Here is a 22,605-nt window from a genome sequence, read left to right as displayed (position 1 = left end):
CGGAATGACCAGTTTGGCCCGACGCAGCACCGCTTGCCAAGCAGATAGTCGCTTTTCCGGCTGAAGAGAGCCTCAAACGGTCACCACGATCTTGCCGAACTGTTCCCCTGCTTCCAGAAAGCGGTGCGCTTCGGCGATCTCCTCGAACGGAAACGTCCTGGCGATGACCGGCTTCAGCGCGCCTGCGGCGAGGCCGTCGAGGATGAAGGCCTTGGCGGCTTCAAGCCGGGCGGGATCGCCGGTGATCTCGTGGACGAGGTAGCCGCGCAGCGTCAACGTCTTCGCCAGGACCTCGAACAGCGGGAACGGCGTCGGCTCGGGGCTGAGGCCGCCATATTCGATGAGAATGCCGCCGCGCGCCATGGCGGCCGTAAGCGGCGTGAAGATCGGGCCGCCGACCGCGTCGAGGACGACGCGCACGCCTTGCGGTGCGATCTTCCTCAGCCTCGTTTCGATATCCTCCTCGGCCAAGGCCACCACATGCGCCGCGCCGGCATCGAGCAGCGCCGTCTTCTTGGCCGATGTTCGGGTGACGGCGATCGGCACCGCGCCAATTCTGTTGGCGATCTGGATGGCGGCCAGTCCGACGCTGCTCGACGCGGCGGTGATGACGACAGGCTCGTCAGGGCCGAGACGTGCGATATCGACCAGCGCGCCATAGGCGGTGAGATATTGCATCCATGTCGCGGCGGCGGCCTCGAACGAAAGCGATGGCGGATGTTTCACCACAAGCTCGGCGGGAAAATTCACGAGTTCGCCATAGGCCGGCCAGCGCGCCATCGAGCGCGGCGGGATGATGCTGACCGCATCACCCAGTGCGAAGACTTCCACGCCGGCTCCCGCCGCCTCGACGATCCCCGCCGCTTCGAGGCCGAGGCCGGACGGCAGCGTCGGCGTCTCGATGTAAGAGCCGTTGCGCATCAAGGCTTCGGCGCGGTTCAAGCCCAGCGCCCTGACGCGGATCCGCACCTCGCCGGGTCCCGGCGACGGAACATCCATATCCTCGATGCGAAGCACCTCGGGACCGCCGTGACTGTGAAAGCGAACAACCCTTGCCATGCCTGAAACTCCAAACCCAACCGATGGAATGGACTATGCAGCGGTATCGAGAACCGATAAATCGGCACACAGGCAGAACAGTCGAAACAATTGGTTTTGAATATGGATCGCCTCGAAAGCATGGAAGTGTTCGTCAAGGCTGTCGATCTCGGCTCGTTCGCGGCCGCCGCGGCGGCGCTCGACCTGTCGGGGCCGATGGTCGGCAAGCATGTCCGCTTCCTCGAAGAGCGGCTCGGCATGCGGCTTATCAACCGCACCACGCGCCGACAGAGCCTAACCGATTTCGGGCGCGCCTATTACGAGCGCTGCCGCATCGTGCTGGCCGAAGCGCAAGCGGCCGATGCATTGGCAGCCGATCGGTTGTCCGAGCCGCGCGGCACACTACGCGTGACGATGCCGGCGCATTTCGGTCGCCACTGCGTCACGCCGATCCTAATCGAGCTGGCCCGGCGTTATCCGACGCTGGAATTGGACTTGTCGCTCAGCGATCGCTTCGCCGATCTCATCGAGGACGGTTTCGACCTGGCGACCCGCACCGGCACGCTGGATGACAGGGCCGGCATCATCGCGCGCCGCGTCGCGCGGCAGCGCATGATCGTCTGCGCGTCGCCGTCCTACATCGAAAGCTTCGGCCGACCGCATCAGCCCGAAGACATCGCCAGCCATCAAGCGATCGTCTACCGGCGGCTCGGCCACGTGCTGCAGCCATGGCTGTTTACGCGCGACGATGACTCGGTGACGCAGATCGCCCCCGCCGGCCGGCTGCGGCTCGACGACCTCGACGCCATCGCCGACGCGGCAACCGACGGCATGGGACTGGCCTGGCTGCCATACTGGCTGGTGCGTGAACGCATCGAGGGCGGCACACTGGTCCGCCTGCTGTCTGAGCAAGCGGACTATCTCTATGACTGCCACGCGCTTTGGCTGCAGGCGCCGCATCTGCCGCTGAAAGTGCGGCTGGCCATCGACGCGCTGGCGGCGGGATTGCCGAAGATGATGAGCTAAGTCCACGCCGGTTTCAGTCGCTGCATCACACCGAGCAGCTTCAGCACCTTCGTCGCGAACAGATGATCGTAAGCCCCGAAACCTTCAGCACTGCGGCGGGTTCGACGGTCTATGCGCTGGAAGTCTCATGCCTTTCACACCGTAGAGCGCAGAATGGCCTGCATATGTTCTGGCAGGTCGAGCTCGCCGCGCGCCTCGACCTCCAAAAGATATCTGGCCTTGGCCAGGCGGTCGCCTTGCTTGACCGCCCGATAGGCGCAGATGGCCAGCAGCGCCCTCTCCTCCTCTCGCCCGGCCTCGATGTGGTCACGGCTATGGCTGCCCCTTTTGTGGACGGCCTTGCCGAACGCTGCGTACGCTGCCTTGTGCGCCTCAATCAGGGCGAACAGGTCCTTGGATGGTTGCCGGTCACGCCTCAGCGCCTTCGTGCCGTGACCGTTTGCTGCGACGGTCGAGGCGACGACCGCGCAGCCGGAATGAAAGAGCAAGGCGCGGCGGCTGATCCTGGACGTGGCGAACTCTCCTCTTCACTTTACGGCAGGTCCGAGCGGATGCCGTGAACATCACCAACACCGTAACACAACGGTTCGCGCATTCATGTCAGGATGGAATAGCGAGGAAAACGCGCTTGAGGCTCGAGCGCGAAATATTCGAGCCGGCGGCGGCCGGGACCGGAGCCGGTGAAGGGATCGACATCCAAATGCAGGGCGAGCGCCTCGCCGGTCTGATCGGCGGATTCCCGACGCAGATAAGAAAAAGGCCGGGCGCGAAAGCGGCCCGGCCAAAGTGTGAAGGTCATAACCTTCAGAGGGGAACATCGCCCGGCGCAATGGGAGGAAAACACCGAGCGATGGTTCCTATGTGGGCCTGAAGCGGCATATTTTCCACGAACGGAATTCCAAAAAAGACGGGAAACGCGAAAAAATCTCGCTCAAATGCAACGAAATCGTCAGCCGATGGCCGCTGCTTTTTCCAGAAGGTCGGCATAGTGACGCCGCGCTACGTCGGGATGCGACCGCAGGCGGCTTTTCAGCACATTGGTTCCGACGTTGCGGAAGAGCGGATTGCCGGGATCGCTGGCCGGGCCGCGCGCTTCGGCAGCGAGCTCCTCCGGCAGGTCGAGCAGCGGGATCGTGGCATCGAGCCGGGCGCTGAAGAAGAACGGCACCGAAATGCGTTCGACGCCGGCCGGCGGCGTGACGACGCGATGCACGGTCGCCCTGAGATAGCCGTTCGAGGCGAGCTCCAGCAACTCGCCGATGTTGACGACGAGCGTTCGCGGGATCGGGTCGACATCGACCCAGCTGCCGTCATATTCGACCTGGAGGCCCTTGTTCTCGTCCTGCAGCAGAAGCGTGAGAAACCCGCCATCCTTGTGCGCGCCGACGCCCTGGTCGTCGCCGGTGGCATTGCGGCCGGGATAGCGCACGATCTTCATGCGATGGTTGGGTTCGCCGCGATAGATCGGATCGAAAGCGTCCTCCGGCTGGTCGAGCGACAGCGCGAAGGCTTTCAGCAGCCGGATCGCGACATCGGTCGCCTTGGCCTGCCAGGCAAGCAGCGCGGGCTTGAGATCGGGGAGCGCGGCCGGCCACTGGTTCGGGCCCTGCAGCCGCGTCCAGGCCGGCACGCCTGGCCCTTGCGGAATGGTCGCGCGTTCGACGCCGATGTCGAGCTGCTCGCGCCAGTCGGCCTTGCCCCTGGTCAGCTCGCCGCCGGCGCGCGTATAGCCGCGAAACTGCGGCGACTTCACCATTTCGATGTCGAGCTTGTCGGCCTCCGGCAAGGCGAAGAAGCGACGCGCGGCGCCCAGCACCGCATCGATCTCCGGCTGGGTGATGCCGTGGCCGCTCAGATAGAAGAAACCGACATCGCGGGCGGCGGTGCGCAGATCGAACAAGAATGTCCGCAGTTCCGATGCGCCCTGCTCCAGGCGGTCGAGATCGAGCACCGGAATTATTCTTGCCATGGACAGGCTCCTCTTGGCGCCAACTCTTTGTTTTTCGCGATTCCGGACGGAAAACCGCTGCGCACTTTCCCCGAATTGCTCCAGCTACCCCGCGGCACGATGACATGCGCGCCATTGCGGGTGAAGAAACGCACCGCCCAATCTCGTTGCAAACGGAGCAAGCCGGCGCTCAATTCCCGTCTTTTGCGGCAAATTGCGTTCGCGCCGGCGCCCTTGCTCGCCCGGTCAGCGATGATCCAGCCGCGCGACGAGCCGGTCGCCGATCCACTGGATGCCGCAGACCAGCACGATGAGAACGACGACCACGGCAACCATGACGCTGGTCTCGAAGCGCTGATAGCCGTAGCGGATGGCAAGGTCGCCGAGGCCGCCGGCGCCAATGGCGCCGGCCATGGCCGACGCGCCGACCAGCGTCACGAGCGTCACGGTGAAGCCCGCCACAATGCCGGGCAGCGCCTCCGGCACCAGCACCTCGCGGATGATCGTCCAGCGATTACCACCCATGGCGCGCGCCGCCTCGATCAGCCCGTGGTCGACCTCGCGCAGCGACACTTCGGCGATGCGGGCGTAGTAGGGCGTGGCGGCGATCGACAACGGCACGATCGCCGCCCAGGTGCCGATCGAGGTGCCGACGATCAGCCGCGTCACCGGGATCAGCGCCACCAGCAAAATGATGAAAGGAACCGACCGGAAGCCGTTGATGACGGCGCCGAGAGTACGGTTGACCCAAAGGCTCTCGGCGATGCCGCCGCGATCGGTGGCGACCAAGGCAAGGCCGAGCGGCAGGCCGAAGACGAGCGATATGATACCGGACGCGCCGGTCATCAGCACCGTTTCCCAGATCGAGCGAAGCAGGAGTTCAAACAGGACCGGCGACATGGCCAAGCACCTCCACCCGCGCGCCGCGGTCCTTCAGGAATGTCGTCACCCGCGCAAGATGCGCGGCTTCAGCGCCGGCAACGGCCAGGAACAGCGTGCCGACAGGCTGACCTTGGACATGATCGACGCCGCCCTGCACCAGGCGGAATTGGCCTGGCACCGCTGCGGCAAGATCGGAAAGCAAAGCACCGCGCGCTGCCTCGCCGGCCACATCGATCCGGAGAATCGTTTCCGCGCCTTCGCCCGGAATCAATCGGCTGGCGATCTCGGGCGGCAATTGCGGCCGGATGCTGCCGAGCAGGCTGCGGGTGATCTCCGATTCCGGATTGGCGAAGACCTGCCAGACGGCCCCTTCCTCGACGATCCGGCCGGCATCGATCACCGCCACGCGGTCGGCTATCGAACGGATCACCTCCATCTCGTGGGTGATGAGCAGGATTGTGAGACCGAGCCTGGAATTGATGTCCTTGAGCAGCGCCAGGATCGAGCGCGTCGTCTCCGGATCGAGCGCCGAGGTCGCCTCGTCCGACAAGAGCAGCGCCGGCCGCGCGGCGAGCGCCCTGGCGATGCCGACACGCTGCTTCTGTCCGCCCGACAGCGACGCCGGATAGGCCTTGGCTTTCTCCGACAGACCGACGAGCTGCAGCAGTTCCGCCGCGCGGGCCAAGCGCTCGGCGCGCGGGCGGCCCTCGATCTTGAGTGGCAGCGCGACATTCTCCTCGACGGTCTTGGCCGACAGAAGGTTGAAGTGCTGGAAAACCATGCCGATGCGCCGGCGGAGCGGCTGCAGCTCGCGTTCGCTCAGGCGGCCGATTTCGCGGCCCTCGATGAAGACCTCGCCGGAATCGGCCCGCTCCAACCCGTTCAGGCAGCGGATCAGCGTCGACTTGCCGGCGCCGCTGCGGCCGATGATGCCGAGGATCTCGCCCTTGCGCACCGTGAGCGAGACGTCGTCGAGCGCCGGCGTCGCGCCGAAGCGGCGCTTCAGGCCGACGAGGCGGACAACGTCTTCCCGCCCGGTCGGCTGGATGTGGATCGGATCGGCCCGTTCGGCCGTGACATGCTGGTTCATTTCCATGTCCGTTTCTGTGCCGCGCAAACGCGACGGCGGCCCGCTCAGCAGCGGGCCGCCTATTTCTGGCAGCCAGGCGCCGATCAATAGGCGCTGATCCCGGTGCCCTTGTAGACCTTATCGAACTCAGCCTTCACCGTTTCGTTCTGGTAGGAAGCGACCAGCGTCTTCACCCAGGGCTCGCTTTCGGCTCCGGCCTTGACGGCGATGAAGTTGCGGTAGGGATTGTCGGCGACCGGCTCCTGCGCGATACGGTTTTCAGGGCCGAGGCCGCTCTTCAGCGCCCAGTCGGTGTTGACGACGGCGGCGTCGAGATCGTCCACCGAGCGGCCGACGATGCCGGCGTCGAGTTCCTTGATCTCGAGCTTCTTCGGGTTGTAGGCAATGTCGGCGGTCGTCGCCAGGATGCCCGTGCCGTCCTTGAGCTTGATCAGGCCTTCATGCTCCAGGACATGCAGCGCGCGCCCTTCGTTGGAGGGATCATTCGGCAGGCCGATCACCGCGCCTTCCGGCAGGTCGGCGACCTTGGCATGCTTCTTCGAATAGAGGCCGATCGGCCAGACGCCGGTATAGCCGACCGGCACGATGTGGTAGCCTTGCGTCTTGATCTGGTTGTCGAGGTAGGGCTTGTGCTGGAAGGCATTGGCGTCGATCTCGCCGCGCTCCAGCGCCTCGTTGGGCTGGGTGTAGTCGTTGAAGACGACGGTCTCGACGGTCAGCCCTTTCTTGGCCGCCTCGGCCGTGACGACGCGCCAGACATCCTCATCCTCGCCGCTGATGATGCCGACCTTGATCGACTTCTTGTCCTCGGCGAAGGATGGCGACGACGCACCAAGGCCGATGACGGCCAATGTCGTGGCGAGAAGCACGCCAAGTCCGGCGCGCCTGGTGACTGACGTAACGAGAGACTTTGAAGCGTCGGACATGATGCGTTCCTTGCAATCCTGAAATCAGTTCGGCCTGGCGGAATGCGAAGCCTTGTTCTCAGGATCATCAATGCTGCCTCATCGGGCAAAGAAGCGCATTTCCTCTGAAGCGGAGCGCGGGAAATATTCTCTCAAAGATTTGATGACTTGGAGCACGCCCGGTGAGCGGATGTTCGACATGGCAAAGGCGGGCAGCGCCTATGAAGCTCGCCGGGCTAGGCGCAAGGGCAATCGGTCGCCTCCCGGCAGCGACGAGACGGACGGCAAGCCGCGCGCCTCCTGCGTGGCAAAGCCCAATCGGGTCAGGCAGGCCCGCGCCAGGGCCGCATTGCTGTCGATGACCAGCAGCCCATTCGGATCGTTCAGGCTGGCGGCCACCACGGACAGTTCGGTGCAGCCGAGAAGTGCCACATCGGCGCCGGCCATTTGCGCGAGATCGAGCGCGCGCTCAGTCTCAGCCGCGGCTTCCGCAATCGAGCCCGCCTTTACGAGATTGATCGCGCTGTCGACGCGTTCCTGGAATTCCGCGTCTGCCGGAACGCAGACCTCGAACCCCGCCGGCGAAATCCTGTCCTGATAAAAGCCGGAGGCAAGCGTGCCCCGCGTTGCGAGGTTCGCAACCCTGCCCCGGTCCAGGCTCCGGCGGATCTCCGCCACCACCGCGTCGCCGATGTGGATGATCTCGGCTGGCGAGTTCGCCGCCAGCCTGTCGTACCAATGATGGGCGGTGTTGCAGGGCATGGCGATGTAGGAAACGCCGAGCGCGTTGAGCGTCGAGACCGCAGCTTGCAGCGGCGCCAGCGGCCCGTCATGACCAGCCAGGATCGCTTCGGTCCTGTCGGGCAGTTGCGGCACGCTGAGGATGACGGAAGGCACATGCTCGTTGTCGCGCAGCGCCCCGGTCATCCGGGTCAGCTTAAAGTAGAAGTCGGCCGATGCGAGCGGCCCAAGACCACCGATGATGCCGAGCTGCGGACGGATGCCGTCGTCGATCATCGGGCGGGCTCGGCTTCGAGCTCTTGTGCGACTGTTTCAGCGGCCTGCGCCGCTTCCCGATGGCTGGGCGCGATCATTGCCGTGCTTGCGGCCACGGTGGAGACGCTGGACAGCGTCATCAGCGTGTCCACGGCCGCGTCCACCGCGACGAACAGGACGAACGCCGCCTCGAAGGGAAGCTTCAGATAGCCACAGACAATGGACATCTGCGACAGGATGAGCAGGCTGCCCATGCCGCCTGTCGTCAGCGCCAGAAGCGCGGAGACGACGCCGACAAGCAAGAGGTCCGGTATCGCCAGGGGATGGCCGTAGAGCTGGGCGATGAACAGGACGCCCGAGGTGTAGACCAGCGCCGGGCCGGTCCGCAGAAGCGCAGCCTGGAGGGGCACGAGCAGCTCGACGACCACCAGGTTGAACCTCAGGCGCTCTGTCAAAAGGTTGATGACCCAGGGCAGCGAGGCGACCGTGGAGCGCGTTGTGATGGCCACCATCAGAAGCGGCTGAAGGGTCTTGATCGTGGCCCAGTAGCTCCGCCGCGAGCGTATGGCGATGACGGCAAACGCGCCGGCGAGGAATGTCACGCAGGAAAGGCCCATCACCAGCAGGTAGCCACCCATCAGCATCAGCGGCTTGATGCCGGTCGACGCGGTCTGGTCGGCGATCAGGATGAAGGTAGCGAAGGGCAATCCCCAGACGAACCAGTTGGTCAGCACGGTGCAGGCCTTGTACACCGCGTTGAGCGCCTGTGAGAGGCTGAGCGACGAGGGCTGGGGAATCTTGCCCATCGCGAGCCCGAAAAGCAGGCAGAACAACAGGACCTGGATGGTCTGGCCCGAGGCCAGCGCGTTGAAAACGTTGTTCGGCACCAGATCCAGGAAGATCGAATGTCCGCTGTTCGGATCCCCGGTCGGCGGCGGCTGGAAGGGGAATGCGAGATCGGTGGAGACGCTGCCTTGCGAATTGATGAACTCGCCGAGCTCGATGCGCGACTGCGGGTTCTCGATCTGGCCGGGCTTGAGGATCAGCGAATATGTGCCGCTGACCAGCACGGCGAGGAACGACACGACCAGTACCGCTATGCCGACTTTGCCGAGATAGCGGACCGATTTCGGGTCCTGGACCATGGCGGTGATGGAGAAGATCACCGACGAGACCAGATAGGGCAGGACGACCATCTTGAGGAAATTCAGGTAGACCTGCGCGACAGGGCTGATCGCATGGGCGAAGGCCGGGTAATAGAGGCCGCACAGGATCCCGGCCAGGATCATGATGATCGTCGTCGCCGGCGAGCGCAGGATGCGCTTTGCCGCCAGGCGCCAATCGAAAGGCATGGCTGCGGCTACATCCGAGACGGCCATTGTCAGGCTTTGCTCCCCTGGCGATAACGCGCGATGATCTCGTCGGTGTTGAGGACCTGCTGGCCTCGCGCGAGATCGAGATAGAGATCGACGAAGGCCGCCAGATGCGGGTTGGCCGGGCTGATCCCGACGGCGATCGTGTCGACCTTGTCGGTCAGCGTGATCGAGCGTGCGACCACCGTCATCGACGGATCGTCGACCATCAGCTTCTTGATCTCGAAATCGTCGCGATAGGCGAGGTCGATCGTGCCGTTGCGGATCGCATCGATGACCGTGTTCCAGCCGGCGAAGCGCTGGATAGTGGCGTGCGGAAACGTGGCGGCCGCGTAGGTGGCGAAGGACGAGCCTTCGATCACGCCGAGATCGCCGGAGAAATCACGGATGATCTGTTCAGCCGGCTTGCCCTGCGTGATGCGCGCCAGGTTGACGCGGTTCGCCAGCAGCCCCTGGTGCAGCATGGCATAAGGCCGCGAATAGAGGATCGAGCGGCCGCGCCGGAGGGTGCGGCTCAGCTTGCCGATCGCCAGGTCCGCCTGGCCGGACGTCAGCTGCTGCACCATGGCGTCGAAGGTCCCGGCTGATCGGTCGAACACCGGTTCGACGCCGAGTTCCGCGGCTATGCCACGCGCCAGGTCCATATCGATGCCGCTCTCCCCAGAGCCGTCGGCCGGGAAGAAGGGATCGGAAGCGAAAGCCGGCATGGCGATGCGTAGCTTGTTGTCGCTGACGATGGGTTTGGGAGCGTCTTGCGCCTGGGCCGGCGTGGCCAGGGCTTGCGCTTGCGCGAGCAGCAGCCCTCCGCCTCCGGCTGCAAACAGCGTGCGACGTGTAAGCGGCATGCGCATTTCTCTATCGTGCAGGAGAGCCGGACAACAATTCTGACCGATGCGCAGTATGCACGCCGAAGTTAAGTAAAGGTATCTTTTGTTTTGCGCTTTTTTACATTGCAGACGGCCGAAATGGCCTCAGGATACATGCATACTTTCTAAAATAAACGAGTCCGCGGCGGGGCGTGTTGTTGCCCGGTTCGTGCGAGGGATCGTCAGAACGTCTCGACCCAGGGCCTCAGCTCGACCTCGAAGCTCCACGCGCTGCGATGCTGGCGATGGACGGAGAGATAGGTCTCGGCGATCGCATCGGGCGAGAGGCGACGATCCGGCCGGTCGGACTCGGGCACCTGTCCGGCCGGCTCGATCTGGCCGTCGATGATGAAATGGGCGACGTGGATGTTCTTCGGGCCGAGCTCGCGCGCCATCGATTGCGCCAGCCCGCGCAGGCCGAATTTCGGCATGGCGAAACCGGCGGAGCCGGAGAACCCTTTCAGGCTTGCGCTGGCGCCGGTGAACAGGATCGAGCCGGAACCACGTGCAAGAAGCCGGCGCGCCGCCTGCTGGCCGACAAGGAAGCCGCCATAGGCGCCGACGAGCAGGGCTTGCTTGACCGCTTGCGCGTCGAGTTCGGCGATTGGGCCGCGCGTGCGGCCGCTGGCGTTGAAGACGGCAATTTCGAGGGGACCTGCCTTGTCGGCCGTCTCGAAGAGGCGCTCCACGGAGGCTGCGTCCGATACGTCTGTTTCGAGGGCCTGCGCGCCGGTTTCCTTGACCAGCGCGGCCAGTTTGTCGACGTTGCGGGCGGCAAGGACGACACGGAAACCCTCCTTGGCGAGAAGCCGCGCCAGTGAGGCGCTTAACCCGGAGCCGGCGCCCGCGATCACTGCGACATTGGCTGCCATGGCGTTTTCTCCTTGCGATAGTCCATCCGGGCAGTCGCCCGGCCGATGGTCTTGTTCGCAGCCTCGCGCCTTCTTCGCCGAGAGGCAAGAACGGCGTTGCTCCGTTTTCACCATTCGATGCAAAAAGCCGTCGGTCTATGCGCCGCCTGCTCGGGTGTAACGAGACACTTGCCTGCCGCGCCGATCCGTCCGACACGTGAATGAAGGGCGATTCGAGGAACGACCATGGAACCAATCTGGGCCGTCGGCCTGATGACCGGCACGGTGCTCGACGGCAATATCGACGTGGCGCTGATCAAGACGGACGGAGAGCGCATCGCCGACACCGGCACCTACACGCTGGCTCCCTATCCGCAATCGATCCGCGCCCTGCTGGAAGAAACGCTGCGCCAGGCGCGCGCCTGGAATTTCGAAGGGCCGGAGCCGGCGATTTTTCGCGAAGCCGAGGAGGCGCTGACGCGCGCGCAATCGGCGGCGGTCAGGGATCTGGTCGAGGGCCAGGGCATGAGCATGGCCGATATCGGCGTCGTCGGCTTCCACGGCCAGACCGTGCTGCATCGCGCCCCGCAGCCGGGACGCATCGGCCGCACCCGCCAGCTCGGCGATGGCGAGCTGATGGCCTCGCTGCTCGGCACCAAGGTCGCCTATGATTTCCGCTCGGCCGATGTCGCGGCCGGCGGGCAAGGCGCGCCTTTGGCCGCCGCCTATCATGCCGCGTTGCTTAAAGAGGCGGACGCCAGCGGCGACACCGCGGTGCTCAATCTCGGCGGTGTCGGCAACATCACATGGTGGGACGGCAAAGACGCAATCGTCGCCTTCGACACCGGTCCGGCCAATGCGCCGGTCAACGATTTCATCAAGTCGAAAGGCCTGGGCGAGATGGACCGCGACGGCAGGCTGGCCGCCGCCGGCAAGGTCGACGAGGAACGGCTCGCCAGGCTCTTGCAGCATCCGTACCTGACGAAGCCCTATCCGAAATCGCTCGACCGCTTCGACTTCACCGCGGCGATGGCCGAAGGGCTGAACGCCGAGGATGGCGCAGCATTGCTGACCGCCTTCACCGTCTCGGCCGTCGGCAAGGCGCTCGACCTGTTGCCGCGGCGACCGAAGCGGCTCGCGGTCAGCGGCGGCGGTCGTCACAACCCGACGATGATGGCAATGCTCGAGAGCCGCGCCGGCGTCGAAGTGGTGCAGGCCGAGACGCTCGGATGGAAGGGCGACGCGGTCGAAGCAGAGTGTTTTGCTTTCCTCGCCGTGCGCGTGCTGCGCGGCCTGCCGATCAGCTTTCCGAGCACCACCGGCGCGCCAAAGCCGATGCGCGGCGGAAAACTGGCGGGCTGATCAGGCCGACAGCTTCTTCTGCAGGAAGACACGGCTGCGGCCGATGGGGAAGTCAGGCAGCGTGCCGAACGGTTGATAGCCCTGGCGCCGGTAAACCTTCTCGGCGATCGGATTGAAAGTGTCGATCCAGGCGCCGTGGCAGCCGCGCGCGGCAGCCTCCTGTTCGGCCGCGTCGAGCATGCCGGCGGCAATGCCTTTTCCGCGCAGTCTTTCGTCGACCCACAGCCACTGCACGTAGAGCCAGCCCCAGGCGGTGTAGCCGGAAATACCGGCAACGAGGGCGCCGGTTTCCCCGCGCACGAAAACCGCGAGCGACTTTCGGCCTGACGCTCCGACATCGGCATCGTTGAAAGCGGTAAGGCTTCCGCCCAGGAAAGCGAGGTCCTGCGGCGAGGGCTCGGCGGTGATCTCGAGACTCGTCTTCATCGGCTGCGACTCCGGTTCGCAAGCCAGCCTTAGAGCAATTCCAGGAAAAGTGCGAAACAGTATTCCGGCCGCAAGCGAAGACTGAGGCCTGTTACCGAGGACCGACTGACCGCCACGCCGCTGCGCCCGCCGCCACCAGCATCAGTGCCGCCGCGATCAGCGCGCAATTGGCAAAACCGAGGCCGGTGTAGAGCGGGCCGAAGCCTGCCGTGCCGACGGTGACGGCGAGATAGGTGACCGCGCTGTTCAGGCCCATGATGGTGCCGCGCCGCGACGGGTCGAGCGCGGTGAGGCGCATGACCAGCACGTTCAGCCCGAAATGGTTGGCAAGGCCCCAGGCCGCGATCGTCGCGATCAGCAGACCGAAGCCGCCGCTCGCCAGCGCGATCGCGACATAGACGGCGGCGACGAGCAAATAGGCGAAGGGCATGACGCGGCGGGCGCCGAGCCGGTCGATGACGCCATCGAGCAAGGCGGCCGCGCCGAAGCCGAGACCGTAGGCGACCGCCGCCAGGCCGTTGGCGCTGACCGGCTCGCCGAGGGCTTGGTGGAGATGATCGCCGAGATAGCCGTAGACGCCGTAGAAGGCGGTCATGAAGGCGCCGCAGGCAATGAGCAGCGGCAGAATGCCGGGAACGGCGAGCGCGCCGAGCGGCGACGGCGCGGGGCCGCTTTTCCCGGTGTCGTGCAGCGAGCTCATCGCCAGGCCGGCAACGGCCGCTCCAGCGAGCAGCGCAACGGCGGCGAAGACGGCGCGCCAGTGGATAAGATCGGCAATCACCGCCGACAGCGAGACGCCGGCGACCATGGAAAGCGTCCAGCCGGTCAGCACGACCCCGATGGTGCCGCTTTCGCGGCCGGGCGGCGCGATCGCGGCCGAGCTGGCATAGATCGCCGGCATGGCGATGCCGGCGGCAATGCCGGCAACGAGCTGGGCGGCCACCAGCATCGCCACTGTCGGCGCTAGGGCGCTGGCGACCAGCGCGATTGCCAGCAGCAGCAATGCGCCCTGCAGCATGCGGCGCGCGCCGATCCGGTCGATGTAGCGGGCAAGGAAGAGCGCGCTGGCCGACGTGCCGAGGCCGAAGGCGGCGGCAGCCGTCATCACCCCCGGCACGCTGGCGCCGAACGATGCGGCGACGGCGGGCGCGATCGGACCGAGAACCAGCGAATTGGAGCCGATGACGGCGATGCAGCCGGTCAGCAGATAGGCCGCGGCTGGAATCGACGCGCGCGGCGCCTCGGTTATGATTGCTGATTGATTGCTGTTCGACATATCATCATAATGGCCGAATTAAATTCCGCATCAATGGAGAATTTCCATATGGACGCAGAAACAGATGACATTCAGCGGAACAAGCATCCGGCCCGCGAGGTTGACCCGATCGACCGAAAGATATTAGGCGTCCTGGTCGAGGACGCGACCATCAGCTATGCCGAGCTCGGTGAGCGCGTCGGCCTGTCGGCGCCGGCGGCGCATGAGCGGGTCAAGCGGCTGAAGCGCAGCGGCGCCATCCGCGCCACATCGGCGATCATCGATCCGAGGGCGGTGAAGAAGCCGCTGCTTGCCTTCGTGCATATCGACACAAGGGGCTGGGGCAAGACGCCGGAGCTGATGGCGGTCTCGAAATATCCGGAGGTCGAGGAGATCCACACGGTCGCCGGCGACACCTGCATGCTGCTCAAGGTGCGCACTGAGGACACGCGCGCGCTGGAAGGCCTGCTGGCCCGTCTCTATGACACGCCCGGCGTCACCTCGACACGCAGCTATGTGGTGCTCTCGACCTATCTCGAGCGGCCGGTGCAGCCCGAGATCACGAACGAATGGCCGGCGCCGAAACATATGGCGACGCCTATGTACTAGGTCGCCGCCAACTGATGGCGCCTGAACGTGCCAGCAGAGAGAAAGCCGCGACATGCGTGATCATCAAAAGCGGCACGTAGAGGATGGGGATCGCGTAAGCCGCGCTCAACTGTCCGGCCTGCCCCGGAAGGTCGAGCACGACGCCGTGATAGTAGTCGACGACGATGTCCACCACGCCTACGAGGTTAAAGGTCACGACCAGCGGCCAGAAGATCACAGGCCTCGCCACGGTGAATAGCGCCAGCGTGGCGAGCAGGCCGGTGGCGAAGTCGCCATAGGCGGCGAAGCTTGCGAAGGCAGGTGCAAGGTCGGGGCCGACGACGCCCGGGATGAGGAAGACGAGCCCGAAGAAGCGGAAGCTGTGCAGCGTTGCGATGGCGCGCTGCGCCTCTATCGGCTCCATCGACCTCAGCCTTGGCCAGATATAGGCGGCGAAGCAAAGCAGCCACGGCACGTAGCCGAGCACGAGATGGATGTTGAAGATCATCGCAGGTGACATCTTCGCCCCGATCAAGCCTTGGCCGGAACGGCCTCGAACACTGCCGTCAGAATGCCCAGCCGTCCCTCCATGAGATTGCGCCCGAGATTGGTGGCGAAGTCGGCGAAACCCTGGCCCATGACGACGCCGAGATTGAGCGACGGCGGCGGGCCGGAGGCACGGAGCTCGGCGAACCAGGCCTTGGCGGCAGCCGTGTCGTCGCGGCGGACGAGCGTGCCGAAGCCGGCGGCTTCGATCGCCTCGCAGGTCCCCTCGGCCGTCAGCAGGAAGCTTTCGCGCGGCGTCTTCGCCCAGGGCACCGGATAGTGCGGATCGCCGCCATTCAGCACGACGTCGAAGGTCGCGAATTTTCCACCCGGTTTCAGCACGCGCCTTATCTCGCGGTAGAGCAACGGCCGGTCGGCGATGTTCATCGCCACATGCTGCAAGAGCGCGGCATCGAAACGGCTGTCTTCGAAAGGCAGCGCCAGCGCGCTGCCGGCTTCGAACGACACTTTGTCGTCTTGGCCGGTGCGCGTGGTCAGGTAACGCGCGGCCTCGACGAAGGGTTCGCTGAGATCGACGCCGGTCACCGCGCAGCCATAGGTCTCGGCAAGAAACCTGGCCGGCCCGCCGACGCCCGATCCGACGTCGAGCACGGAGATATCGGCCTTGATGGCGGCAAGATCGGCGAGCTCCGCCGTCGCGGCCAGCCCGCGGGTGTGGAACTGGTCGAGGGTCGCCAGCTGTTCGGGCTTCAGCCGCTGTTGCTCAGGCCCAAACACCGCCAGTGCGTTCTTCAATCGATCGGTCAAGCCGGTCGCGCGATAGTGATCGCGCACGCGATCGAGTTCATCGGTCATTGCCACTTCCCTTCAGGCTTCCAAAGTCATGGAAGAAATACGGCCGCTTTCCGCCAACCACTATCCACGATAATGTCGATGGGTCATGAAGCAGAACTTCACAGTCAGGCACGGCGCGCTCGACGGCGTCGAAGCATTCCTGAGCGTCGCAAGGCATCGCAATTTCCGCAAGGCAGCGGCCGAGCTCGCCGTCACGCCGTCAGCGATCAGCCAGGCGATACGAACGCTCGAGGCGCGCATCGGCACCGCGCTGTTCATCCGCACGACTCGCAGCGTCGGCCTTACCGAAGCCGGCGAGCGCTTCTTCGCCCGCGCACGGCCCGCCTTCGAGGAACTGATCGCGGCGAGCGAGATCGCGCGCGGGATGGGCCAGCGGCCGGCGGGGCTCTTGCGCCTCTCGGTACCGCCGGCCGTGGTGCCGATGCTGCTGGAGCCGATGGTCGCCTCCTTCTGCCAGGCCTATCCCGAGATCGAGCTGGAGATCGTTGCCAGCGGCGAGCTCGCCGATCTCGCCGCCGAAGGATTCGACGCCGGCATCCGGATGGGCGACCTGATCGCGCCCGACATGGTCGCGGTTCGCCTGACGCCCTCCTTTCCGATGGCGGTCGTCGGCAGTCCGGACTACTTGCGCGAGCGCGCGGCGCCCGAGCGCATCGAGGATCTGCGCGACCATGCCTGCCTGCGCCTGCGCCGCTCGAATGGTTCGGTCGCGCCCTGGTCTTTTGTCGACGGCAACAAGGCCGTCGAGGCAATCGTGTCGGGACCGCTCATCGCGCACGACTATCCGTCGCTGCTCGGCGCGGCGATCCAGGGTGTCGGGCTGGCGCAGGTGCCGGGCCCGATCGCCGAAGCGCCGATCGCCGACGGGCGACTGCAGGCGCTGCTCGGCCGCTTCGCGGTAACCACGCCGGGCGTTTTTCTTTATTATCCGGAAAGGCACCAGGTGTTGCCCAAGCTGCGCGCTTTCATCGACCACATCAGGCAGCCGGGCGGCGCTGACGCCGCCCCGAAGCGATCAGGCAGGCGGCGGCAAAGCTGACGCTTCGAAGGCCCGTGAAGGCGGTTAAGTCAGGCAGTAATCCGCTCGACCGAACAGAGCGGCTTCGGCGATGCCGGCCGCATGCGCCGCGCCTTCATGAGGAGCTTCAGCCAACCACCGCAAGCGATCCGGCGTGCGGGGGCGCGAAGGTAACGCCTTCTAAGCCTTTATCCCTTGTGCCACGCAAGCATTCTGCGGATCTCCTCGCGTTTTTCTTCCGACAGGCCCGAGAGTAAGTCCTCGTCCAGATATCCTTGCCGGATGAGAGTTGCGAAAACGACGGTCAGTTGCGAATAGCGATAGTCGAACGTCCGATCCAAATCGCGACGTTGCTCCTTCAGATATTCCTCGACCTCCCACATCTCGGAGGGTGTGGTCGCGGCGTTCGCCCGTCTTTTGAATTCGGCCATGATGCTGGCCAGTGCCCTCTCAAAAGCCTTGTCATATGCGGCGCGGGCAACTTTCTTTTCGGAGGGCGACCAACTAAGCTCATTCAAGGTCATAGACATCTTCCACGAAGGAGTCGGGCGGTGGATATTATCCTAACCGGGTCGACTTTGTGACCTGTTTTCCGCTTCGCCCCACCTTGGCGGAAAACCGCGCATGGCGGCCATCATTCTGCGGCGCGAGCCGCGATCAGTGATCGAATACGTTCCGCATCCGACTGCGTGACGGGATTGTAGACGATCATGCCGAGTTCCGGGCGGCCGTCGACCGCGAAGACCGAGAACTCCAGCTCGATCAGCCCGATTTCGGGATGCCGCAGACGTTTCACGCCTTCGCCATGCGCCGGGACGACGTCATTGTCGCGCCAGAGTGCCGCGAACTCGGGGCTCACCCTGGAAAGCTCCTCGACAAGTTCCGCGACCTCCGCGCCGGCGCCGGCGCGGACGGCGTCGGCCCTGAAGGAGCCGACCACGAAACGCGCGACACTCTGCCAGTCGTCCTGCGCATGGCGCACGCGCGGATTGCCGAACATCAGGCGCAGGATGTTGCGCTGCTCGCGCGGCAGCTTGGAATAGTCCGTCAGCATCGCCGCCGCCGCACGGTTCCAGGCAACCACGTCCCAGGTCGCGGTCTTGATGATCGCCGGGCTGGGGTCCAAAGCGTCGAGGACACGCTGGAGTCGCGGCGTCACGCTGTCCACGCTTTTGTAGCGAACTTCCGGAGGCCGCCCGAGACCCAGCATGAACAAATGCTCGCGCTCGGGCTCGGTCAGCATCAGCCCGGTCGCGATGCGGTTCAGCACGTCGGCGGACGGCGCGCCGCCCCGCCCCTGCTCCAGCCAGGTGTACCAGGTCGGGCTGATATTGGCGCGCTGCGCCACCTCCTCGCGGCGCAACCCTTGTGTGCGCCGGCGCCCCGTGGCGAAGCCGAAGGCGGCGGGGTCGAGGCGCATGCGGCGATCCCGCAAAAAGGTGCCAAGCTTGTTGGTCGTTTCGAGCGCCATCGCGATCCTGTTGACCATTATACCATGATAAAGTCACTACTTTAACAGAATGATTTATAGCGCAAATAAGGCCTCCGAACAACCACAGGAGACCCTCCATGCGTGTATTCCTTACCGGCGCGACCGGCTTCATCGGTTCCAGGATTGTGCCCGAACTTCTTGCCGCCGGCCATAAGGTGCTTGGCCTGACCCGCTCCGATGCCGGCGCGCGGTCGCTTGTCGCCGCAGGCGCCGAGCCGCATCGCGGCGACCTCGAAGACCTCGACAGCCTGCGCGATGGCGCGGCGAAATCGGATGCGGTGATCCACACCGCCTTCGATCACAATTTCTCGAATTTCGCGGCGAATTGCGAGAAGGACAAGCGCGCCATCGAAGCGCTGGGCGGCGCGCTGGCCGGCTCGGACCGGTTGCTTATCATCACGTCGGGTGTGGGCATGGGTTCCGCCGAGCACGGACAGCCGGCGACAGAAGACGTGTTCAACACCGACCATCCCAATCCGCGCATCCTGTCGGAGCTCACCGGCGCGGCGATGGCCGAGAAGGGCGTCAAGGTGTCGGTGGTGCGGTTGCCGCAGGTGCATGACACGGTGAAGCAAGGCCTGATTACATCGCTGATCGCGCAGACGCGCGCCAAGGGCGTGTCCGCCTATCTTGGCGAAGGCCGCAACCGGTGGTCGGCGGCGCATGTGCTGGATGTCGCGAAGCTCTACCGTCTGGCGCTGGACAAGCAGGAGGCCGGCGTGCGCTACAACGCCGTCGCGGAGGAAGGCATTCCGGTGCGCGAGATCGCGGAAGTGATCGGCGCCGGTCTCAACGTGCCGGTGGTCTCGCTGTCGCAGGAAGAGGCAGCCGACCATTTCGGATGGCTAGCCATGTTCGCCAGCCTCGACATGCAAGCGTCGAGCGAATGGACGCGCGCGCATCTCGGCTGGCAGCCTACCGGACCGGGCCTCATCGCCGATCTCGAGCGAATGGATTACAAGCAGGCGGCCGCAGCCTAGCCTGGTCCTCCGGCGGTTCAGCGACCCGGCTGAACCGCCGTTCGCTCTAAGCTCGAAGCAGATCCGCCAAGCTGTCGGACTTCTCCACCTTGTCGGTAAGGTCGAGTCCGGACAGCAGGTCGACCAGATGGCTGTTCATCAGGGCGGCGGCGTCGGCGCTGTCGCCGGCCTCGATCGCGTCGACCAGCGCGTGATGGGCGTGCTTCTCGCAGGTGGCGTCGCGGCGCTTCCAGTAGAGCGCGATGATCAGCGAGGAGTGCGAAACGAGATCGCGCACGAAGTTGGTGAATACCGAATGCGCGGCGATCTCGGCGATGCCGACGTGGAAGCGCGCCGACAGCATGATGGCGTCACTGTCGCGGCCGGCGTGCAGCGCGTCGTGCTCCTTCTCCAGGTGTGACCGCAATTGCGCGATATCGGGCGGCACCGCCGTCCTGGCGGCGAGCGCGGCCACCTTGGGTTCGATCAGCGCCCTCGCCTCGAACACTTCGCGCGCCTCGATCTTCGACGGCTGCGCGACAAAGGCGCCGCGATTGGGCTCCAGCCGCGCCAGCCGGTCATGGGCAAGGGCCTGCAGCGCGGACCGGACCACCGTGCGGCTCACCGAATAGATGGAGGCCAACTCGTCTTCCGGCAATTTGGTGCCCGGCGCGAGACGATGGCTGACGATGGCGTCCCTCAGCCCATAATAGATCGGCGACCAGCGCGCCGCCGGCCTGTCGTCTCGATCTTCTTCCTTGAGTACCGTCAACATACTTTCAATGCGCGGGCCCGAAATGGCCCGATCTGCCCCCCAAATCGCCGGCAGCCCGTCCAATCTAGTACCGCTCGCGCGGCGGTCAATCCCACCTGCCCGGGCGGCGGCCGGTCGTCCGGCAGCATGAAGCCGCCTAGATGACTTCGACTTCCGTAGGCGACAGCGGTGCGAACATGCCGGCGAACCGCTTGCCGCGCGGCGCGGCATAGCCGCCGATCTTCGATGTCCTCAAGCCAACCTTGCACAGGCTCTCGGCCAACGTGACGGCACAGACGACGCCATCGAGCACGGGGAGCCCATGTTCTTCGGAAAGGCTTTTGGCAAGATCGGCCATGCCGGCGCAGCCGAGCACGATGGCCTCGGCGTGATCCTCGCTTATGGCGCGGGCGATTTCCCGCGATATCCTGTGCCTTGCATTCGAGCCCGGACGCTCGAGCTCGAGCACGGCGACTTCCGACGAGCGCACCTTGGCGCAGCGCGAGGCGAGACCGTATTTCGCCAGATTGTGCTCGATTGCGGGCACCGATCGAGCAAGCGTGGTGACGACGCTGAACTTGCCGGCGATGAGGCTCGCCATATGGAACGCCGCCTCGCCGATGCCGATGACGGGAGCTCCGCTGGCACAGCGCGCGGCGTCGAGCCCGGTGTCGTCAAAACAGGCAATCACATAGGCATCGGCCGCCGGGGCCTTGCGCATCTCGGCAATGATGCCCGGCACGGCGAAGACCTCGTCGAAGTAGCCCTCGATGCTTGGCGGACCGTCGGCCGGATTGACCGCCAGGATTTCGGTTCCCGCGGAGGCGACGCTTTGCGCCGCCTCGCCGATCTTGACGGTCATCGAGGCGGTCGTGTTGGGGTTGATGACGAGTATGCGCATTGAAATCAGCCTCAGATCTCACCGCCGAGATAAAGACGCTTGACCCGGTCGTCGGTCAGCAATTCGGCGGAGTTGCCACTCAGCGCGACGCTGCCGGTGGTGAGCGCATAAGCGCGCTGCGAGATACGCAGCGCCATGCGCGAATTCTGCTCAACCAGGAGCACGCTGACCTTCTCATCGCGGTTGATGGCGACGATCGAGCGGGCGATGTCCTGGACGAGTTTTGGCGCGACGCCGAGCGACGGCTCGTCAAGCAGCAGGAGCTTCGGCTTGGCCATCAGTGCGCGGCCGATGACCAGCATCTGCTGTTCGCCGCCGCTCATCGTGCCGGCGGCCTGCGAGAAGCGCTCCTTCAGCCGCGGAAAGCGCCCCAACACCATCTCCATCGACGCGGCGATCTCGGATTTGCTGGTGCGGGTGAAAGCGCCCATCAGGAGGTTGTCTCTGACCGACATGAAGGGGAAGACGCGGCGTCCTTCCGGCACCATGGCGATGCCCATCTTGACGATTTCGTCGGGGGCGGCGGCGTCGATGCGCTTGCCGCCATAATGGATCTCGCCTGACCTGATCTTGCGCAAGCCGGTGATGGCGCGAAGGATCGACGACTTGCCAGCGCCGTTGGCGCCGATCAGCGCGACGGTCTCGCCTTCATTGACCTCGAGCGAGACGCCTTTCAGCGCGTAGACATGATCGTAGTAGAGCTCGACATTGGCGAAGTTCAGGATCTGGTTCATAGGCCGATAGCCTCGTCTTCGCTGCCCAGATAGGCCTCGATCACCTTCTCATTGGCTTGGATCTCCGACGGCGTTCCCTCGGCGATCTTTTGCCCGAAATTGAGCACGACGACGCGGTCGGAAATCTTCATCACGGCCGGCATGTCGTGCTCGACAAGCAAGATGGTGAGGCCAAGATCGCGCAGGCGTCGCACCATCTCCACCATGCGCATCGTCTCGTCATGGTTCATGCCGGCGAAGGGTTCGTCGAGCAGCAGGATCGAAGGATTGGTCGCAAGGCCGATGGCGACACCCAGCGCGCGCAAATGGCCGTGCGGCAGGTTGCGGGCGGTCTCATTGGCGAGCGAGGAGAGGCCGAGCAGCGCCAGGATTTGGTCGGCGGAGGCGCCGAAGGCCGCTTCGTCCGCCTTCGCCGCACCGGTGCCGAGGAAGAAGCCGAAGAGGCTCGCCTTGGAGCGCAAATGATGGGCAATGATGACGTTGTCGCGCACGCTCATGTTCTTGAAGATCGTCGTCTCCTGGAAGGTGCGCACCACGCCCCTGCGCGCGGCGATATGCGGCGCCATGCCTGAGATGCGTTCGCCCTTCAGGCGCACCTCGCCCGTCGTGGGCTTGAGGAATGACGAGATCAGCTTGAACAAAGTCGACTTGCCGGCGCCGTTGGGGCCAATGACGGACAGGATCTCCTTCTCGCGCACCGAGAAGGAGACGTTGTTGACCGCGACGAGACCGCCGAAGCGCTTGGTGATGCCTGAGACTTCGAGCATTTCGGCCATGGC

At 64.9% G+C, this 22,605-nt stretch carries 26 protein-coding genes; 5 read left to right on the top strand and 21 right to left on the bottom strand.

Annotated elements, in window-relative coordinates:
- Nucleotides 1–72: 72 nt before the first annotated feature.
- A complete protein-coding gene (locus tag LB525_RS08620) occupies nt 73–1,059 on the bottom strand; it encodes a zinc-dependent alcohol dehydrogenase family protein (RefSeq protein WP_224544308.1) in 987 nt (328 codons plus the stop codon).
- Nucleotides 1,060–1,161: 102 nt separating this feature from the next.
- Between LB525_RS08620 and LB525_RS08615 the strand changes: the two genes are divergently transcribed.
- Nucleotides 1,162–2,064 (top strand): LysR family transcriptional regulator, encoded by a 903-nt coding sequence (locus LB525_RS08615; RefSeq protein ID WP_224544307.1) that lies wholly within the window; start codon nt 1,162–1,164, stop codon nt 2,062–2,064.
- A gap of 134 nt (nt 2,065–2,198) precedes the next feature.
- On the opposite strand, the gene LB525_RS08610 is transcribed toward LB525_RS08615, so the two are convergent.
- The 10 genes from LB525_RS08610 to LB525_RS08565 all read right to left on the bottom strand — a co-directional run bounded on the left by LB525_RS08610 (nt 2,199) and on the right by LB525_RS08565 (nt 10,996).
- Nucleotides 2,199–2,552: a hypothetical protein gene (locus LB525_RS08610; RefSeq protein ID WP_224544306.1), complete on the bottom strand. Its 354-nt coding sequence runs from the start codon at nt 2,550–2,552 to the stop codon at nt 2,199–2,201.
- 107 nt (nt 2,553–2,659) lie between these two features.
- Entirely contained in the window at nt 2,660–2,908 is a 249-nt protein-coding gene (locus LB525_RS08605) for a hypothetical protein (protein ID WP_224544305.1), read from the bottom strand.
- 105 nt (nt 2,909–3,013) lie between these two features.
- Nucleotides 3,014–4,033: an isopenicillin N synthase family dioxygenase gene (locus LB525_RS08600; RefSeq protein WP_224544304.1), complete on the bottom strand. Its 1,020-nt coding sequence runs from the start codon at nt 4,031–4,033 to the stop codon at nt 3,014–3,016.
- A gap of 225 nt (nt 4,034–4,258) precedes the next feature.
- Complete coding sequence (locus LB525_RS08595; RefSeq protein WP_140844297.1) at nt 4,259–4,912, bottom strand: methionine ABC transporter permease; 654 nt, start codon at nt 4,910–4,912, stop codon at nt 4,259–4,261.
- Nucleotides 4,893–5,984 (bottom strand): methionine ABC transporter ATP-binding protein, encoded by a 1,092-nt coding sequence (locus LB525_RS08590; protein ID WP_224544303.1) that lies wholly within the window; start codon nt 5,982–5,984, stop codon nt 4,893–4,895. Before LB525_RS08590 ends, LB525_RS08595 begins: the two co-directional genes overlap by 20 nt.
- A gap of 83 nt (nt 5,985–6,067) precedes the next feature.
- Nucleotides 6,068–6,910 carry a MetQ/NlpA family lipoprotein gene (locus LB525_RS08585; protein WP_224544302.1) on the bottom strand — a complete coding sequence of 281 codons (843 nt, stop codon included), beginning with the start codon at nt 6,908–6,910 and terminating at the stop codon, nt 6,068–6,070.
- A 198-nt stretch (nt 6,911–7,108) separates the two neighbouring features.
- Nucleotides 7,109–7,906, bottom strand: a complete 798-nt coding sequence (locus LB525_RS08580; protein WP_224544301.1) for an aspartate/glutamate racemase family protein — start codon at nt 7,904–7,906, stop codon at nt 7,109–7,111.
- The gene (locus LB525_RS08575; protein WP_224527825.1) at nt 7,903–9,264 is read right to left on the bottom strand and encodes a dicarboxylate/amino acid:cation symporter; all 1,362 of its coding nucleotides are present in this window, start codon (nt 9,262–9,264) and stop codon (nt 7,903–7,905) included. Before LB525_RS08575 ends, LB525_RS08580 begins: the two co-directional genes overlap by 4 nt.
- A 2-nt stretch (nt 9,265–9,266) precedes the next feature.
- Nucleotides 9,267–10,103, bottom strand: a complete 837-nt coding sequence (locus tag LB525_RS08570) for a substrate-binding periplasmic protein (RefSeq protein WP_224527822.1) — start codon at nt 10,101–10,103, stop codon at nt 9,267–9,269.
- A gap of 203 nt (nt 10,104–10,306) precedes the next feature.
- Nucleotides 10,307–10,996, bottom strand: a complete 690-nt coding sequence (locus tag LB525_RS08565; RefSeq protein WP_224544300.1) for an SDR family NAD(P)-dependent oxidoreductase — start codon at nt 10,994–10,996, stop codon at nt 10,307–10,309.
- A 225-nt stretch (nt 10,997–11,221) separates the two neighbouring features.
- On the opposite strand from LB525_RS08565, the gene LB525_RS08560 reads away from it, so the two are divergent.
- Nucleotides 11,222–12,337, top strand: a complete 1,116-nt coding sequence (locus LB525_RS08560; protein ID WP_224544299.1) for an anhydro-N-acetylmuramic acid kinase — start codon at nt 11,222–11,224, stop codon at nt 12,335–12,337.
- Here LB525_RS08560 and LB525_RS08555 read toward each other — a convergent pair whose 3' ends face one another.
- Both LB525_RS08555 and LB525_RS08550 read right to left on the bottom strand, forming a co-directional pair.
- Nucleotides 12,338–12,763, bottom strand: a complete 426-nt coding sequence (locus LB525_RS08555; RefSeq protein WP_224544298.1) for a GNAT family N-acetyltransferase — start codon at nt 12,761–12,763, stop codon at nt 12,338–12,340.
- A gap of 91 nt (nt 12,764–12,854) precedes the next feature.
- On the bottom strand, nt 12,855–14,039 hold the full coding sequence (locus LB525_RS08550; RefSeq protein WP_224544297.1) for an MFS transporter: 1,185 nt from the start codon (nt 14,037–14,039) through the stop codon (nt 12,855–12,857).
- Nucleotides 14,040–14,087: 48 nt separating this feature from the next.
- Here LB525_RS08550 and LB525_RS08545 point away from each other — a divergent pair, with 48 nt between their 5' ends.
- Nucleotides 14,088–14,627 (top strand): Lrp/AsnC family transcriptional regulator, encoded by a 540-nt coding sequence (locus tag LB525_RS08545; RefSeq protein ID WP_224544296.1) that lies wholly within the window; start codon nt 14,088–14,090, stop codon nt 14,625–14,627.
- Here the strand turns inward: LB525_RS08545 and LB525_RS08540 are convergent.
- Complete coding sequence (locus LB525_RS08540; protein WP_224544295.1) at nt 14,617–15,126, bottom strand: hypothetical protein; 510 nt, start codon at nt 15,124–15,126, stop codon at nt 14,617–14,619. The two genes, LB525_RS08545 and LB525_RS08540, sit on opposite strands and share 11 nt — an antisense overlap.
- Nucleotides 15,127–15,137: 11 nt before the next feature.
- Nucleotides 15,138–15,968, bottom strand: coding sequence for a class I SAM-dependent methyltransferase (locus tag LB525_RS08535; protein WP_224544294.1), 831 nt, complete (start codon nt 15,966–15,968; stop codon nt 15,138–15,140).
- A gap of 85 nt (nt 15,969–16,053) precedes the next feature.
- On the opposite strand from LB525_RS08535, the gene LB525_RS08530 reads away from it, so the two are divergent.
- A complete protein-coding gene (locus tag LB525_RS08530; protein WP_224544293.1) occupies nt 16,054–17,007 on the top strand; it encodes a LysR family transcriptional regulator in 954 nt (317 codons plus the stop codon).
- Nucleotides 17,008–17,174: 167 nt separating this feature from the next.
- Here the strand turns inward: LB525_RS08530 and LB525_RS08525 are convergent, their stop codons facing one another.
- On the bottom strand, nt 17,175–17,510 hold the full coding sequence (locus tag LB525_RS08525) for a hypothetical protein (protein WP_224544292.1): 336 nt from the start codon (nt 17,508–17,510) through the stop codon (nt 17,175–17,177).
- Between the two features lie 110 nt (nt 17,511–17,620).
- Nucleotides 17,621–18,475 carry a helix-turn-helix transcriptional regulator gene (locus LB525_RS08520; protein ID WP_224544291.1) on the bottom strand — a complete coding sequence of 285 codons (855 nt, stop codon included), beginning with the start codon at nt 18,473–18,475 and terminating at the stop codon, nt 17,621–17,623.
- An 80-nt stretch (nt 18,476–18,555) separates the two neighbouring features.
- On the opposite strand from LB525_RS08520, the gene LB525_RS08515 reads away from it, so the two are divergent.
- Complete coding sequence (locus LB525_RS08515; RefSeq protein WP_224544290.1) at nt 18,556–19,458, top strand: SDR family oxidoreductase; 903 nt, start codon at nt 18,556–18,558, stop codon at nt 19,456–19,458.
- Between the two features lie 46 nt (nt 19,459–19,504).
- On the opposite strand, the gene LB525_RS08510 is transcribed toward LB525_RS08515, so the two are convergent.
- The 4 genes from LB525_RS08510 to LB525_RS08495 form a co-directional block, all read right to left on the bottom strand.
- Nucleotides 19,505–20,212, bottom strand: coding sequence for a GntR family transcriptional regulator (locus LB525_RS08510; RefSeq protein WP_224544289.1), 708 nt, complete (start codon nt 20,210–20,212; stop codon nt 19,505–19,507).
- A 136-nt stretch (nt 20,213–20,348) separates the two neighbouring features.
- Complete coding sequence (locus LB525_RS08505; RefSeq protein WP_224544288.1) at nt 20,349–21,092, bottom strand: aspartate/glutamate racemase family protein; 744 nt, start codon at nt 21,090–21,092, stop codon at nt 20,349–20,351.
- Between the two features lie 11 nt (nt 21,093–21,103).
- Complete coding sequence (locus LB525_RS08500; protein ID WP_095768823.1) at nt 21,104–21,826, bottom strand: ABC transporter ATP-binding protein; 723 nt, start codon at nt 21,824–21,826, stop codon at nt 21,104–21,106.
- Nucleotides 21,823–22,602 carry an ABC transporter ATP-binding protein gene (locus LB525_RS08495; RefSeq protein WP_224544287.1) on the bottom strand — a complete coding sequence of 260 codons (780 nt, stop codon included), beginning with the start codon at nt 22,600–22,602 and terminating at the stop codon, nt 21,823–21,825. The genes LB525_RS08500 and LB525_RS08495 overlap by 4 nt, the downstream gene beginning before the upstream one ends.
- Nucleotides 22,603–22,605: the final 3 nt, after the last annotated feature.

Source organism: Mesorhizobium sp. CA16 (genome assembly GCF_020165175.1).
Lineage (GTDB): Bacteria > Pseudomonadota > Alphaproteobacteria > Rhizobiales > Rhizobiaceae > Mesorhizobium.
This window is presented reverse-complemented; position numbering and strand designations above follow the sequence as displayed.

Excerpts from the sequence above, each read along its gene's own strand:
- LB525_RS08620 (WP_224544308.1), bottom strand. The coding sequence starts at position 1,059 with ATGGCAAGGGTTGTTCGCTTTCACAGTCACGGCGGTCCCGAGGTGCTT.
- LB525_RS08615 (WP_224544307.1), top strand. The coding sequence starts at position 1,162 with ATGGATCGCCTCGAAAGCATGGAAGTGTTCGTCAAGGCTGTCGATCTC.
- LB525_RS08600 (WP_224544304.1), bottom strand. The coding sequence starts at position 4,033 with ATGGCAAGAATAATTCCGGTGCTCGATCTCGACCGCCTGGAGCAGGGC.
- LB525_RS08595 (WP_140844297.1), bottom strand. The coding sequence starts at position 4,912 with ATGTCGCCGGTCCTGTTTGAACTCCTGCTTCGCTCGATCTGGGAAACG.
- LB525_RS08590 (WP_224544303.1), bottom strand. The coding sequence starts at position 5,984 with ATGAACCAGCATGTCACGGCCGAACGGGCCGATCCGATCCACATCCAG.
- LB525_RS08585 (WP_224544302.1), bottom strand. The coding sequence starts at position 6,910 with ATGTCCGACGCTTCAAAGTCTCTCGTTACGTCAGTCACCAGGCGCGCC.
- LB525_RS08580 (WP_224544301.1), bottom strand. The coding sequence starts at position 7,906 with ATGATCGACGACGGCATCCGTCCGCAGCTCGGCATCATCGGTGGTCTT.
- LB525_RS08575 (WP_224527825.1), bottom strand. The coding sequence starts at position 9,264 with ATGGCCGTCTCGGATGTAGCCGCAGCCATGCCTTTCGATTGGCGCCTG.
- LB525_RS08570 (WP_224527822.1), bottom strand. The coding sequence starts at position 10,103 with ATGCCGCTTACACGTCGCACGCTGTTTGCAGCCGGAGGCGGAGGGCTG.
- LB525_RS08565 (WP_224544300.1), bottom strand. The coding sequence starts at position 10,996 with ATGGCAGCCAATGTCGCAGTGATCGCGGGCGCCGGCTCCGGGTTAAGC.
- LB525_RS08560 (WP_224544299.1), top strand. The coding sequence starts at position 11,222 with ATGGAACCAATCTGGGCCGTCGGCCTGATGACCGGCACGGTGCTCGAC.
- LB525_RS08555 (WP_224544298.1), bottom strand. The coding sequence starts at position 12,763 with ATGAAGACGAGTCTCGAGATCACCGCCGAGCCCTCGCCGCAGGACCTC.
- LB525_RS08550 (WP_224544297.1), bottom strand. The coding sequence starts at position 14,039 with ATGTCGAACAGCAATCAATCAGCAATCATAACCGAGGCGCCGCGCGCG.
- LB525_RS08545 (WP_224544296.1), top strand. The coding sequence starts at position 14,088 with ATGGACGCAGAAACAGATGACATTCAGCGGAACAAGCATCCGGCCCGC.
- LB525_RS08540 (WP_224544295.1), bottom strand. The coding sequence starts at position 15,126 with ATGTCACCTGCGATGATCTTCAACATCCATCTCGTGCTCGGCTACGTG.
- LB525_RS08535 (WP_224544294.1), bottom strand. The coding sequence starts at position 15,968 with ATGACCGATGAACTCGATCGCGTGCGCGATCACTATCGCGCGACCGGC.
- LB525_RS08530 (WP_224544293.1), top strand. The coding sequence starts at position 16,054 with ATGAAGCAGAACTTCACAGTCAGGCACGGCGCGCTCGACGGCGTCGAA.
- LB525_RS08525 (WP_224544292.1), bottom strand. The coding sequence starts at position 17,510 with ATGACCTTGAATGAGCTTAGTTGGTCGCCCTCCGAAAAGAAAGTTGCC.
- LB525_RS08520 (WP_224544291.1), bottom strand. The coding sequence starts at position 18,475 with ATGGTCAACAGGATCGCGATGGCGCTCGAAACGACCAACAAGCTTGGC.
- LB525_RS08515 (WP_224544290.1), top strand. The coding sequence starts at position 18,556 with ATGCGTGTATTCCTTACCGGCGCGACCGGCTTCATCGGTTCCAGGATT.
- LB525_RS08510 (WP_224544289.1), bottom strand. The coding sequence starts at position 20,212 with ATGTTGACGGTACTCAAGGAAGAAGATCGAGACGACAGGCCGGCGGCG.
- LB525_RS08505 (WP_224544288.1), bottom strand. The coding sequence starts at position 21,092 with ATGCGCATACTCGTCATCAACCCCAACACGACCGCCTCGATGACCGTC.
- LB525_RS08500 (WP_095768823.1), bottom strand. The coding sequence starts at position 21,826 with ATGAACCAGATCCTGAACTTCGCCAATGTCGAGCTCTACTACGATCAT.
- LB525_RS08495 (WP_224544287.1), bottom strand. The coding sequence starts at position 22,602 with ATGGCCGAAATGCTCGAAGTCTCAGGCATCACCAAGCGCTTCGGCGGT.